This window comes from Edaphobacter paludis, assembly GCF_039993895.1.
GTDB lineage: Bacteria > Acidobacteriota > Terriglobia > Terriglobales > Acidobacteriaceae > Edaphobacter > Edaphobacter paludis.
Genome location: NZ_CP121194.1, coordinates 848281 through 862184, shown reverse-complemented (window position 1 = coordinate 862184; position 13904 = coordinate 848281). Strand labels below are relative to the sequence as shown.

Genomic DNA, 13904 nt, shown 5'->3' with positions numbered 1-13904 from the left:
AACCGATTTCAGGAGCCTCTATAAATGCGACTTTTTGCCAGCCTCTTGTGTGCCCTTCTTCTCTCTGTCGCTCCGGCCTTTAGCCAGACGCAGCTCGCCGCCACGCCACCGATGGGGTGGAATAGCTGGAACCACTTCGCCGCTCATGTGACCGATGCCGATGTGCGCTCGGCGGCCGATGCGCTGGTGAGCACGGGTATGCGCGATGCGGGTTATGTCTACGTCAACGTGGATGACACCTGGCAGGGCAAGCGTGATGCGCAGGGCGTTCTGCATCCGAATGAACGCTTCCCCGACATGAAGGCGCTGGGCGATTACATCCATTCCAAGGGGCTTAAGTTCGGCATCTACTCCGGGCCGGGAGAGAAGACCTGCGGCGGGTATGCGGGGAGCCTTGGCCATGAGGAGCAGGATGCGAAGATGTACGCTTCGTGGGGCGTCGATTTTCTGAAGTACGATCTCTGCTCGTTTCAGGACAACATGCACAAAGCGCAGGCCGAGCATCCGAATGACCCGAATGCTGCGAACAATCTGATGATTGCCGCTTACCGAAAGATGGGAGATGCGCTGAAGGCTACGGGCCGTCCGATTGTTTACAGCCTTTGCCAGTATGGGGTCGATCAGCCGTGGAAGTGGGGGCCGGGGCTGGGAGCGAACATGTGGCGGACCACCGACGATATCGATGACTCCTACGGACGGATGATTGCGATTGGGTTCAGTCAGGCGGGGCTGTCGAAGTATGCGGGGCCGGGGCATTGGAACGATCCGGACATGCTTGAGATCGGCAACGGCAAGATGACCGCGGACGAATATAAGACGCACATGAGCCTGTGGGTAATTCTCGCTGCGCCACTGCTGGCGGGCAACGACCTGAGCACGATGACCGAGGCGGATAAAAGTCTTTTGATGAATAAGGACGCGATTGCCATCGATCAGGATTCGCTGGGCAAGCAGGGCGATCGCCTGTATGAGAGCGGCGATCTGGATGTTTGGACCAAGCCGCTGAGCGGTGGACGCGTGGCGGTGGGGCTGTTCAACCGGAGCTGGAGCGTTCGCGAGGTTTCGGTGGACCTGGGTCAGATTGGATTTCCAAACGGCGGCAGCGTGCGTGACGTGTGGGAGAAGAAAGACCTGGGGCATCGCTCGGGCGTCGTCGTCGAGACGCTGCCCAAACATGGTGCGGCTCTGCTGATCGTTGGTAAATAAGCGTTCGGGTAGTGGCGCGAATGCATTGAAGCTACGTTAAGCCTGTGCCGGACGCTGATTGGCCATTGCCAATCAGCGTCCGGTGCTTCTATGCGAAAGTGGAAGTATGCCCCACCGCAGCCCCCATCCCAATCAAAGACGAGCGCTAGGATTCGCGGCATGCATGCTTGCAAGCTCCCTGTGGGGCTGCGGCTTTTTCTTCGGCAAGATCGCGCTCGTCGAGATGAACTTCGCGCATATGGTGCTGTACCGGTTCCTCTTCGGCATGGTGCCGCTGCTGCCGCTGCTCATCACCCACCGTCCGCACCTGAACACGAAGGAGTGGGGAGTGCTGCTGGCGGCATCTTTCCTCGGTGTACCGTTGCAATTCCTGCTTCAGTTTTATGGCTTGTCGATGACCACGGTAAGCCATGCGGCACTGATGGTCGGGACGATGCCGGTGATCCTCGCGGTGGGCGCCACGATCTTCGCGCATGAGCGAATGGATCGCGTCGGCTGGATTGCTATGGCCGCCTCTACCTGCGGGGCCGCGATGATCGCCCTCGGCGGCCGCCACCACGCGGGCGCGGGCGGTTCATCGCTGGCGGGCGACCTGCTGATTGTCGCTTCCCTGTTCATTGCGCTCTTCTGGATTCTCTTCAACAAGCAGCTTATGGAGCACCATTCGCATATCGTCATCACGGCCTACGGGCTGGCGCTGGGCACGGCGATGCTGCTGATCTGGGTGCCGCTGGAGTATGGCCTGCCTCCTGTGGCTCACATATCGATGAAGGTGTGGCTGGCGCTGGCAGCCAGCGGTTTGCTCTGCACCGCAACTACGACGCTGTTGTGGAACTGGGGACTGACGCAGGTCCCGGCGTCGCAGGCGGGCGTGCTGCTCAATATGGAGCCGCTGATCGGCAGCCTGCTTGGCGTCATTGTGCTGGGCGAACATTTGGGACCCGATGCCTGGGCCGGCGGCGCGCTGATTCTAGGGGCGGCCATTTTGCTGACCACTCGCTCCCGGACCCGGGTGCGCGAGCAATTGCCCATCACCTGACAGGGTCGCCGGTTCCCTCATCCCGCGAGAGCGTTCTTCCCAATTGACAGCGTCGTCAGCCGCCAGATGAAGGTAAGCGTCGACCCAGCCACAATTAATCCGGCACAAAGCCCCAGCCACAGCCCCACTGCTCCATAGTGCAACCGGAAGGCGAGGAGATATCCCACCGGAAGCCCAATCACCCAATAACCCACAAGCTGCACAATCAGTGCCGCATGAGTATTCCCTGCCCCACGCAAAGCTCCCGTCGCGGTGATCTGAAGGCCGTCAAAAAACTGGAAGGCGGCGGCGACCAGCAGAAACGGAATCGTAGCGGCGATCACGGCACTATTTTCGGTAAAGGCGTGAGCGATGGCATGGGGAAACAGGGTCAGCATCGCCGAGAAAAATGCCATGCACCCAGCGCCAAGCAGAATCGCAGCCCACCCCGCAGCAGAGGCTTCGGCTGGTGCGTTGCGCCCAATCGCCTGCCCTACCCGGACGGCAGCAGCCGTCGAGATCGCAAACGGCACCATAAACGTTAAGCTGGCGCAGTTCAAGGCGATCTCATGGCCCGAGAGCGGCAGCGGGCCCATCGTTCCAATCAAAAAGGTGACTGTGCCGAAGATAGCGACCACTACAAAGATCTGGGCGCCCGCCGGTGCGCCCAGAGACGCGAGCCGTCGCAGCCGCGAGGTTTCGATATGACGCAGCATCGAACGCAGGCCGTAGTTGTGGCGGTCTTCGACACGCCATACCACTGCAACCAGAAAAAGGGCGAGGTAAAGCCGAGAGATGGAGGTCGCCAGTCCCGATCCCGTTACGCCAAAGGCGTGAATATGGACCGGGCCCCAGGAGTGTCCGTAGATCAGCAGCCAGTCGCCAAGGGCGTTGAAGAGATTGGCTGAGATCAAGGCCACGGCGATTGGACGGACATGGTTGAAGGCCTGGAGATATCGCCGCAGCGCGAAGTAGAGAAACAGCGACGGCGTACCCCAGTTCAGCGCGCGGAGAAACGCAACCGCTCCTATCAACACTCCATGATCGATAGGCAGCCGAAGCAGCATGATGGGCGCAAGTGCGACGAGGACGTAGAGCAGAATGGCCAATACGGCGGCAAGAATCAGGCCGTGGTAGAGCCAGCGGTTGGCCTCATCGTAGCGCCCCGCACCGTGGGACTGGCTGAGGTAGGTGTCCAGACCGAGCAGCACCCCGGCGATGCCGAACGCCACGGTGTTGTAAAGAATCTGCCCTAATGCCACCGCCGAGATGGCCAGCGCGGGTGACGCCATGTGCCCCACCATCATGGTGTCCACTATGCCCATGGTCATCCAGCCCAGTTCGGCCGCCACCAGCGGAATCGCAAGCGTGAGCAGCGGGCGGATTTGGCGACGGATAGACATCTTTCGATCGATGCGGATTAGACACAGAAGCGGCGGCGGGTTCTTCGCACCATCTGAAATGGTGCTGCTTTCTCACCGGATTTACCGCACGACGGGCAGCATTCTCCATTTACTGAGGAGTAATGATCCCGCCAACCGGCAGGCTCGTAGGCAGGCGATGACGCTTCAGCATTTCTTCGCGCTTCGCTGCTTGTTCGAGGTCGTCCATGTATTGGAAAACAGAGAGAGGGCCACCGCACTGAGGACAAACGGTCTGCGAAGTATCTACTGATACATGATGACAGCGAGAGCACCCAAGCGAGGAGAGACTGGACATGGGTACGATGGTACTGGATTGCCTAAAGGGGAGCGAATGCAAAACGACAGTCAAAGATCCCACCCCGTCCGCATGATTGCGATTGATATGGACGGCACACTGCTGGGCACAGATGGCCATGTGAGCGCCCGTAATCTGGCCGCACTGCAAGCAGCGGAGGGTGCTGGCGTAGAGATTGTGGTGGCCACGGGCCGGAGGCACTCCTATGCGATGCGGCAACTGCGAGGGCTGGGACTGAGGGACGAAAATGTGCTGATCAGCTCAAACGGCACCGTCACACGCACTATAGGCGCCGCGTTATTGGAAAGAAACCAGATGCAGATAGAGACGTCACGTTGGCTGTGCGGCCATATTGATGAGTTTCGTAATGCATTGGTGATCACGTTCGACACGGTGGGAACAGATGGAGAAGACGCACGGGGCTCTCTCGTGGTCGAACATTTAGAGGAGTTGAACGGGAGCATCGGTAAGTGGATGGCTGCCAATGAACCCTACATCGCCCAGGTGGCACCGATCGAGCGATCGCTGGAGGGCGAGGCACCCATCCAGATGATGCTGTGCGGGACGATCGAGCGGATGCGGCGAGCGGAAGCACGGTTGCTGGAGCATCCGGGTGTGTCAGCAGTGGGCGTGAATCCGCAGGAGCATACGGCCAGCGAGGTCGCACTGCACCGGACGGAGTATCCGGAGCGAGACTTAAGTATTGTGGACATACTGCCAGCAGGATGCAGCAAAGGGGCGGCGCTGCTGCGGCTGGCTACAAAGCGTGGGGTGAGAGCAACGGAGATTCTGGCAATCGGAGACAACTGGAACGATGTTTCGATGCTTGAGATGGCTGGGCATAAGGTGCTGATGGGCAACGCTCCTGATGATTTGAAGCAGACCGCGGTGGAACGGGGATGGTTTGTGGGCCGACGACACGATGAGGATGGAGTGGCCGAAGCGATTGAGGCGGTATTGGCTGAGACCTTGTCACGCACAACCTAGTTTTCGCTGGGGGCGGTGATAGGCTTTAATATGATGCGGCTAAAGAGGATGCAGCCTCGGTTGATGATGCTGGCGGTAGTGGGGATGGTATGCCCGCTGGCGCATGCGGCTGAGCATGTAACCCTGCGAAATGGATTTGAGCTGAATTGTGTGCGCCAGGAAGCGGTTGGCAATAAGATCCGGCTTTATCTTCCTCAGCAAAATCCGGCAGTGGATTCCGCCAGCACAGACACGAGTTATCTTGAGGTTGCCGCAGATGCGATTGTCCGCGTTGAGACGGTTGCTGACCTACCGCAACCATTAGCTAAGACGAAGACTCCGGCATCTACGCCCGGCGATGCCACACCAACCCAAGCGGAGATGCACGAGATGCTGGCCCATGCTGGAGCCATGCATCACGTTGACACGGATCTTCTGGCAAGCGTGATGAAGGCCGAGAGCGGCGGGCATGTACGGGCTGTCTCGCGGACAGGAGCGCGAGGCCTGATGCAGTTAATGCCAGCGACGGCCAGCGAGATGGGTGTACAGGATGCGTTCCGTCCAGACCAGAACATTGCTGGCGGGACGGCATATTTAGATGAGCTTTTGACCCGGTATCGCGACAATATCGCGCTGGCGCTGGCGGCGTATAACGCTGGGCCGGGGGCGGTCGACCGATACCACGGAGTGCCACCGTACCGTGAGACGAGGGAGTACGTGGCACAAGTGATTCGCGAGTTCAACCGGCGCAAACAGATGACCCTTGTGGCACGGGCTCAGTAGCGTTGCCGGAGATCACCATTCAGTCAGCCAGAGAGAGCACACGATGAAAAAGCGTAGTGGAATAGTGTGGATTGCGATCGTTGTTGTGCTTGCAGTGATCGTTGTTGTGTTCCGTAATAAAGTGCACTTTGACTGGCCAATGTTCTGGCATCAGTTGCGGCATGTAAGCGCGATCCACATCTGGGCGGGCATCGCGCTCATCTATGGCACCTACTGGCTGCGCTCGGTGCGGTGGGCTGTGTTTCTATCGCCGACAAAAAAAGTGCCTGCCCATGCTCTGCTGGGGTCGCAGTTTATCGGTTTTACGGCGGTGGCGCTGTTTGGCCGGCTCGCCGATCTCACCCGGCCATACCTGGTGTCGAGGCGTGTGGCGTTGCCGCTGAGTTCACAGGTCGCGGTGTATACGATTGAGCGAATGTTCGACCTTGGGGCGGCTGCAGTTATCTTTTCGAGCGCGCTGGCATTTACTCCGAAAGATCTTCCGCATCACGAAGTCTTCGTGCGCGCTGGTGTGCTGAGTCTGGGGCTGACGGTTGTGATCGCTGTTTTTGCAATCACCGTGCGGGTAGCGGGCGCAATGGTGGCTGGTTTCGCGCGAGCCACGTTGGGACGGCTCTCAAAGCCAGTGGGCGAAAGCATTGCAACCAAGATCCTCGGGTTCCGTGACGGCCTGAATGCGTTGTCGTCGATGCGTGATTTCGGCGTTGCGGCGCTCCTTTCGCTGGCGATGTGGGCAATGATTGGCACGGCGTATATGCAGACGGCACATGCGTTTGTTCAGACACCTGAGCTTGCCAGCCTTACGTTTTCGCGAACTATGCTGTTGATGGCCGCCAGCATTGGCGGGTCGCTGCTGCAGCTTCCGATTATCGGTTGGTTTACGCAGATTGCCGTAACCGCAGCGGCGATGCATGCTTTTTATGGCGCTCCGATCGAGGCTGCTACGGCTTGTGGAGCGATGCTGCTGGTGGTGACGTTCCTCTGCATCATCCCGACTGGGCTTGTGTATTCGCGAGTGGAGCATGTGAACCTGAAAAAGATCGCGAGCGAGAGTGAAGCTGCCGGGCAAGAGCCAGAAATACTGGAGACCAACGTCGACCACGGATAGACACGGTCGGTCTCATTGTGCGCTCGCTGCTAGAATCGAATTATTCCGATGAAGTGCCCCTACTGTGGTTTTGCCCAGGATCGAGTCGTTGATTCACGAGAGAGTAAGGATGCGGATTCTATCCGCCGCCGACGCGAGTGTGAAGGCTGCCACAAGCGGTTTACAACCTACGAGCGGATCGATGAAATCCCCTACATGGTGGTGAAGAAAGATGGCCGCCGCGAGAAATTCGATCGCCAAAAAGTGTTGAGCGGTCTTCTTCATGCCTGCGAGAAGCGCCCGGTCTCCGCCCTAAAACTTGAGCAGATTGTGGATGAGACGGAGGCCTATGTGGTGGACTCGCCGGAGCGCGAGCGCTCGACCAGCGAGGTAGGCGAACAGATCATGCAGCGTCTGAAAGACATCGACACGGTCGCTTATATCCGGTTTGCGAGTGTGTATCGGGACTTCAAAGATGTGCGCGAGTTCAAGGCTGAGTTGGAAGAGCTGTTGAACGGTAAAGACCAGAAGAAACGGCGATAGCGGAAAGAGATATGGCGAAAACTCATAAGATTACTTTGATTCCGGGCGATGGTATTGGTCCGGAGGTTTCGGGTGCGGTAGTACGTGTTGTCGAGGCGGCGGGAGCTGCGACTGGCGTGGCCTTTGAATGGCATCGCCATGCGGCGGGAGCAGACGCATTCGAGAAGACAGGCGAGTACATCCCGAAGGCGCTGTACGACTCGATTGAAGAGAATCGTGTGGCGTTGAAAGGTCCAGTGACGACGCCGATTGGCGGCGGCTTTGCTTCGATCAACGTTACGCTGCGGCAGAAGTTCGAATTGTTTGCCAACTTCCGCCCGGTCAAGAGCCTGCCCGGATTGAAGACCAACTATCCGAATATCGACCTGATCATCGTGCGGGAGAATATGGAAGACCTGTACGCCGGGCTCGAGCATATCGTAGTGCCGGGAGTGGTGCAGGCGCTGAAGATCATTACGGAGAAGGGTTCGACGAGGATTGCGAAGTTTGCGTTCGATTACGCACGCAAGCATGGACGGAAGAAGATTCACGCCATCCATAAAGCGAACATCATGAAGCTTTCAGATGGCCTGTTTTTGCAATGTTGCCGAACGGTGGCCGAGGGCTTTCCGGAGATCACCTATGCGGAACATATCGTGGACAACACCTGCATGCAGTTGGTGATGAATCCGTATCAGTACGACATTCTGCTGACAGAGAATCTGTATGGCGACATTTTGAGCGACCTGTGCAGTGCATTTGTGGGTGGGTTGGGCTTGGTACCGGGGGCGAATCTTGGGACGGAATGCGCGATCTTTGAGGCGGTGCACGGCTCGGCTCCAGATATTGCAGGAAAAGACATGGCGAATCCGACGGCGTTGATGCAAAGCGCGGTGTTGATGCTGCACCACATTGGTGAGAGCGAGACGGCCAACCGCGTACAAACCGGGCTGGAGCAGGTGTATCGCGAAGGCAAGACTCTAACGAAAGATGTTGGGGGCACCAGCGGAACGAAGGCGTTTGCGGACGCAGTGTTGGCGGCGATGGAGATGCCACAAGCAGTATTGGCATAAAAAATCAGGCATAGGAGTGGTTGGGATGAAGCAGGTGTTCGGTTGGTTGATGACTGGAGTAGTGGCGAGTGGGTTGGTGGCTGGGTTGGCTGGGTGCAAGCCACATACACCCGCTCAAAAGAGTCAGACAACTGCGAGCACAAATGCTGCACCTGCGCCTGTTCAAAGTGCCGTGCCGCTTGACCCTGCGACGCTGGGCGATGTGAGCGGAACCGTGCATTTCTCTGGAAAAGCTCCGGAGCGTATCCGCATTGATATGAGTCAGGACCCGGTGTGTTCGATGATGGGCGGCGATAACTTCGCCGAGCAGTATGTCGTGCACGATGGCAAGTTGGCGAACGTCTATGTCTATGTCAAAAGCGGGCCTCCTGCGGCCATGTCGGCTCCTGCCACCACAACGGCTCCTGTAGTGCTGGACCAGATTGGCTGTAAATATGTGCCGCATGTGATTGCCCTGATGCAGGGCGGTTCGGTGGAGTTCCGCAATTCAGACGGGACGATGCATAACATCCATACCATACCGACCGTGGCCGCCAACAAGGAGATCGATGTTTCGCAGGGGCCGAAGGGCGCGCCGGAGGTCAGGAGTTTTCCTGACCCTGAGGTCATGATGCCGGTGCGCTGCAATAACCATCCGTGGATGAACGCGTTTATCAATGTTTCGGCCACGCCGTTTTTCGCTGTAACCGATGCCAATGGGCGCTTTGAGATCAAGGGATTGCCCGCCGGGACTTACACCCTGGCGGTTGTGCACGAAAAGATGGGTGAGCAGACCATGACTGTGACGGTCAAACCCCATGCGACGGAGACGGCTAACTTTACTTACTCAATCAAGAAGTAGGGACAGCCGGAACACGCGGTTTAGCCACTTATGGCCGGGTTGCGTCAAAATACCGCCTCAAGAGCGGCAACAGATCAAAGTCCGTGTGACGGTTGTGGCTGCGCCGCGTTATTCTTGAAGATATGGAACGGCGCAAAGTTGGAATTCTGGGCGCGACCGGCATGGTCGGGCAGCGATTTATTCAATTATTGAGCAATCATCCGTGGTTTGAGATTGCGTGGCTGGCTGCGAGCGATCGCAGCGCAGGCAAAACGTACGGCGACGCGTGCCGGTGGAAGCTGGATACGCCGCTGCCAAAGCATATTGCAGCGATGACGATGCAGCCGAATGTGCCCGAAGGTACAGTTGGGGAGTTGCCGAAGATTATCTTCGCGGCGCTCGACGCGGACATTGCACGCGAGCTGGAGCCGAAGTTTGCCGCTGTAGGCTGCGCGGTGATCTCGAATTCGAGCGCCTTTCGCATGACGCCGGATGTGCCGCTGGTCGTTCCAGAGGTCAACGCCGATCATCTCGCTTTGATCGAAGCCCAGGCCTCGCGCAGGGAAAACGGCGGCAAGGGCGGTTATATCGTCACGAATCCGAATTGCAGCGCGATTGGGCTTGTCATGGCGCTAAAACCACTGGAAGAACGGTTTGGTATCGAGAGCCTCTTCGTGAGCACGATGCAGGCGGTGAGCGGAGCGGGATATCCCGGCGTTCCTTCGCTGGACATCATGGGCAATGTGGTGCCGTTTATCAAAAACGAAGAAGAGAAGATGCAGGAAGAGGTTGGCAAGCTGCTCGGGCGGCTGGACGGCAGAAAAATCGAGATGCTGGATGCGAAGGTCAGCGCTCACTGCAACCGCGTTCCCGTCGAGGATGGGCATACCGAGTGCGTCAGCATCAAGCTCAGGAAGAAAGCTACGCGGGAAGAGATTCTTGCGGCCTGGAACGAATTTCTGCCCCTGCAGGGACAGCATCTGCCAACGGCTCCATCGCAGCCCGTAGAGTACGACGACGGGGTGGATCGTCCGCAGCCCCGACTGGACAAGATGCGCGGCAACGGCATGGCAGCAACTGTCGGCAGGTTGCGCGAGTGCAGCCTGTTGGACTGGAAGTTCGTTGTGCTCTCGCACAATACGATTCGTGGAGCTGCCGGAGCTGCCGTGTTGAATGCGGAGGTCCTGGCCTTGCTGGGTAAGCTGGACAAGTTAGATGTAGCTGTAACGCCGGCTGTGGCGGTGATGGCGTGAGCACTGTACGTGAACAACTTGTAGTGATGAAGTTCGGCGGAACATCGGTTGAGGACGCAAAGGCCATTGATCGCACTGCCGCCATCGTTCGCGGCCGTCGCGAGCGCGGGCTGGAAGCTGTCGTCGTCGTATCGGCGATGGCCAAGGTGACCGACCAGTTGCTGGCTGCCGCTGCGGCTGCCGGACGCGACGACAGAGCGGGCGCGTTGGCCATCAGCGCAAGACTGCGCCATCGGCATATCGATACAACGGCCGACCTGCTTGACGGCGAACGGTTTGTCCAGTTGCAGGAAACCATCAACCACGAGTTCGATGCACTGGACGATCTGCTCCGCGGTATCGCTGCGGTGGGTGAACTAACGGCGCGCACCAACGATCTGGTGGTGAGTTTTGGCGAGCGACTGTCGAGCCGCATGGTTGCGGCTGCATTCGAACAGCGTGGCTTGCAGGGCGCGCATGTCGATGCCCGTACCTGCATCGTGACCGACGCACACTATGGCAAGGCAGTGCCGCAGGAGAACGCGATTGAAGCAAAGCTGACCGAACTCGTTCTGCCGCTGATCGAGGCGGGACAGACGCCGGTGATGGGCGGATTTATTGGAGCGACGAAGGAAGGCATTACGACCACGCTGGGCCGTGGGGGCAGCGACTACACTGCGGCATTGGTTGGCGGGGGAATGCACGCGGGCGCAATCGAGATCTGGACGGACGTAAATGGAATCATGACGACCGATCCTCGCATCTGCCCGGATGCACTGCGGGTAAAGACGATCAGCTTTGAAGAGGCGGCGGAACTGGCCTACTTTGGAGCGAAGGTGCTGCATCCTGCGACCATCCTGCCTGCGGTTCAGAAGAGCATCCCTGTGTGGGTGCTGAACTCGCGCAACGCGGAGAACGAAGGAACGAAGATCACGGCGCTGGCCCCGAAGTGCGCCAGTCCGTTCAAGAGCATTGCTGCGAAGAAGCGGCTGACCATCATCGACGTCGTCGCCAGCAGAATGCTGATGTCGCATGGATATCTGAAGGCAGTTTTCGATGTCTTCGACAAATACAAGTGCGCGATCGATATGGTTTCGACCAGCGAAGTGAGCATCTCGCTGACAGTGGACTCGAACGAGAGGCTACCGGAGATCTGCGAAGAGCTAGGCAAGATTGCCGATGTGAAGTACGAGGGCCGCAAGGCGCTGGTTTGCCTGGTGGGTGAAGATATTCGCGGACATAACGGTATCGCCGGGCAGGTATTCAGCGCGGTGAGCCATGTCAATGTGCGGATGATCTCGCAAGGTGCGAGCGAGATCAACATGAGCTTTATGATCGACGAAGAAGATGTCGAAGAGGCCGTGCGGAGTCTGCACAAGCGATTCTTTGTGAATCCGGATGAGACCATATTCGACGTAGCAGCTCGGGCTCCAATTGCGGTCAAGGCGTAGGAAGGAACACATGCGGATATTGGTGTTAGGACAAGGCAAAACGGGCAAGCTGGTAGCGACAATCGCGGCTGAGCGTGGCCATGGGGTTCATGTCTTGGATGCCAAAGAAAATGCACATGCCTCTGCCCTGACTCCACCCTTTGTTGCGGGATTTGATGTAGTCATCGACTTTACCGCTCCGGAAGCGGTCGTCCAAAACATGCGAGCGTGCCTGGCGACGGGCGCGAAGATGGTGGTTGGCACAACAGGCTGGTATGACAAGCTGCCGGACATGAGAGCCTTGGCGGAACGAAAGCAGGCCGGTTTGCTGTACGGAACGAACTTTTCCATCGGCGTGCAAGTGATGTTCCAGTTGGCGGCAAAGATGGGCGAGTCGCTGAAGAATGCTGGCTACAAGTTTTCCATTGAAGAGACCCATCATGTCACCAAGCTGGATGCGCCCAGCGGAACAGCGATTACCTTGGCCACGGTGGTCGAAACGGCATCGGGATATCAAAGGGTTCCCATTGAGTCGAAGCGCGAAGGCGATGCGCCCGGCACACATGTACTTGTAGCGCAGAGCGAGGCGGACAAACTAACGCTGACGCATGAGTCGTTCTCGCGGCGTGGATTCGCTGAAGGCGCGGTACGTGCGGCGGAGTGGCTGTCTTCGCGGACAGGGTGCTACGACTTTCAACATATCTACACACAGATTTAGGTTTGCATTGAACGGGGATTTGCCATGAGCACAATGGAAGTAGAAGCAGCGAAGTTCGCGGATTTGGCGTTTGAAGAAAAGCTGGACCGGTTGGCTGAAGTCGCTGTGAAGGTTGGCCTGGGCCTGCGCGCAGGGCAGGAACTCATTATGTCCGCTCCGATGGAGGCGCTGCCGCTGGTGCGGCGAATCACCGAACATGCTTACAAAGCTGGCGCGTTGCTTGTCACGACATTTTATGGCGACGATCCCTCCGTGCTCGCTCGATTTGCCTACGCTCCCGATGCGAGCTTCGACTACGCGCCAAAGTGGCTACAGGATGGAATTGCCGAGGGCTTTAGAAGTGGAGCAGCGCGGCTCGCCATTGCAGGCGCTAACCCTGCGCTGCTGGCAAAGCAGGACCCGGCCAAGGTCGCACGCGCCAATGTCGCGGCGTCCAAGGCAGGCAAGCCCGCGATGGAATTGATCACACGGCACGAGATCAATTGGACGATCGTTGCCTATGCAACGCCGGAGTGGGCGAAGCTAGTGTTTCCAGAGGATGCCGAAGATGTTGCTATCGCCAAATTGTGGGAAGCGATCTTTGTTGCCTCGCGTGTGAATGCCGATGATCCAGTCGTGGAGTGGCAGCAGCATGGAGAGCGGCTGAAGAAGCGCGTCGATCTGTTGAATGCGAAGCGGTTTTCGGCGCTGCACTTCAAGGGACCGGGAACGGATTTGACTGTGGGACTGGCAGACGATCATCTCTGGGCAGGTGGGGGAACGACCGCCGGAAATGGAGTTTACTGCCAGCCCAATATTCCGACCGAGGAGTGCTTTACGACTCCGCATAAAGATCGGGTGGATGGAACGGTTCGGGCATCGAAACCGCTGTCTCATCAGGGGACGCTGATTGAAAATATCGCGGTGAAGTTTGAAGGCGGCAAGATTGTTGAAGCGACGGCGACGGCTGGCGAGGATGTACTCAACCGGCTGATCAGCACGGACGATGGCGCGCGGCGGCTGGGCGAAGTGGCGCTGGTGCCGCATTCCTCCCCGATTGCGCAGAGCGGTGTGCTCTTCTGGAACACGCTCTTCGATGAAAATGCAGCCAGCCACATTGCGCTCGGACAGGCCTATTCGACGTGCCTGATTGGCGGCGAAAAGATGGACGAGGAAGAGTTAGCTAGGCGCGGCGCGAATGCCAGCCTGATCCATGTGGACTGGATGATCGGCTCTGGCGCGATGGATGTGGACGGTGTGGCCGCTGACGGAACGGCTGAACCATTGATGCGGAAGGGCGAATGGGTTTAGTGAAGCCCATGCACAACAGCAGGCAAGGTAAAAGACAAGG

Annotated in this window: 13 protein-coding genes; 12 read left to right on the top strand and 1 reads right to left on the bottom strand. The window is 58.2% G+C overall.

The genetic code is table 11. From position 1 onward, the window contains the following. Nucleotides 1-24 precede the first annotated feature (24 nt). Complete coding sequence (locus tag P4G45_RS03355) at nucleotides 25-1206, top strand: glycoside hydrolase family 27 protein (RefSeq protein ID WP_348268270.1); 1182 nt, start codon at nucleotides 25-27, stop codon at nucleotides 1204-1206. 163 nt (nucleotides 1207-1369) lie between these two features. Further along, nucleotides 1370-2245: a DMT family transporter gene (locus P4G45_RS03350; RefSeq protein ID WP_373694154.1), complete on the top strand. Its 876-nt coding sequence runs from the start codon at nucleotides 1370-1372 to the stop codon at nucleotides 2243-2245. Between the two features lie 17 nt (nucleotides 2246-2262). On the opposite strand, the gene P4G45_RS03345 is transcribed toward P4G45_RS03350, so the two are convergent. After that, entirely contained in the window at nucleotides 2263-3627 is a 1365-nt protein-coding gene (locus P4G45_RS03345) for an MATE family efflux transporter (protein WP_348268268.1), read from the bottom strand. 352 nt (nucleotides 3628-3979) lie between these two features. Here P4G45_RS03345 and P4G45_RS03340 point away from each other — a divergent pair, with 352 nt between their 5' ends. The 10 genes from P4G45_RS03340 (at nucleotide 3980) to P4G45_RS03295 (ending at nucleotide 13864) form a co-directional block, all read left to right on the top strand. Beyond that, the gene (locus P4G45_RS03340; protein ID WP_348268267.1) at nucleotides 3980-4930 is read left to right on the top strand and encodes an HAD-IIB family hydrolase; all 951 of its coding nucleotides are present in this window, start codon (nucleotides 3980-3982) and stop codon (nucleotides 4928-4930) included. 30 nt (nucleotides 4931-4960) lie between these two features. Further along, complete coding sequence (locus P4G45_RS03335; protein WP_348268266.1) at nucleotides 4961-5692, top strand: lytic transglycosylase domain-containing protein; 732 nt, start codon at nucleotides 4961-4963, stop codon at nucleotides 5690-5692. 43 nt (nucleotides 5693-5735) lie between these two features. Continuing rightward, nucleotides 5736-6800, top strand: a complete 1065-nt coding sequence (locus tag P4G45_RS03330; RefSeq protein WP_348268265.1) for a lysylphosphatidylglycerol synthase transmembrane domain-containing protein — start codon at nucleotides 5736-5738, stop codon at nucleotides 6798-6800. A gap of 48 nt (nucleotides 6801-6848) precedes the next feature. Further along, nucleotides 6849-7322, top strand: coding sequence for a transcriptional regulator NrdR (gene nrdR / locus P4G45_RS03325; protein ID WP_348268264.1), 474 nt, complete (start codon nucleotides 6849-6851; stop codon nucleotides 7320-7322). Nucleotides 7323-7333: 11 nt separating this feature from the next. Continuing rightward, on the top strand, nucleotides 7334-8374 hold the full coding sequence (locus tag P4G45_RS03320) for an isocitrate/isopropylmalate dehydrogenase family protein (protein ID WP_348268263.1): 1041 nt from the start codon (nucleotides 7334-7336) through the stop codon (nucleotides 8372-8374). A gap of 25 nt (nucleotides 8375-8399) precedes the next feature. Further along, on the top strand, nucleotides 8400-9215 hold the full coding sequence (locus P4G45_RS03315) for a carboxypeptidase regulatory-like domain-containing protein (RefSeq protein WP_348268262.1): 816 nt from the start codon (nucleotides 8400-8402) through the stop codon (nucleotides 9213-9215). A gap of 122 nt (nucleotides 9216-9337) precedes the next feature. After that, on the top strand, nucleotides 9338-10447 hold the full coding sequence (gene asd / locus P4G45_RS03310) for an aspartate-semialdehyde dehydrogenase (RefSeq protein WP_348268261.1): 1110 nt from the start codon (nucleotides 9338-9340) through the stop codon (nucleotides 10445-10447). 26 nt (nucleotides 10448-10473) lie between these two features. After that, nucleotides 10474-11877 (top strand): lysine-sensitive aspartokinase 3, encoded by a 1404-nt coding sequence (lysC, locus tag P4G45_RS03305; RefSeq protein ID WP_348269206.1) that lies wholly within the window; start codon nucleotides 10474-10476, stop codon nucleotides 11875-11877. 10 nt (nucleotides 11878-11887) lie between these two features. Further along, nucleotides 11888-12574 carry a 4-hydroxy-tetrahydrodipicolinate reductase gene (dapB, locus tag P4G45_RS03300; RefSeq protein ID WP_348268260.1) on the top strand — a complete coding sequence of 229 codons (687 nt, stop codon included), beginning with the start codon at nucleotides 11888-11890 and terminating at the stop codon, nucleotides 12572-12574. A gap of 24 nt (nucleotides 12575-12598) precedes the next feature. Then, nucleotides 12599-13864, top strand: a complete 1266-nt coding sequence (locus tag P4G45_RS03295) for an aminopeptidase (protein ID WP_348268259.1) — start codon at nucleotides 12599-12601, stop codon at nucleotides 13862-13864. Nucleotides 13865-13904: the final 40 nt, after the last annotated feature.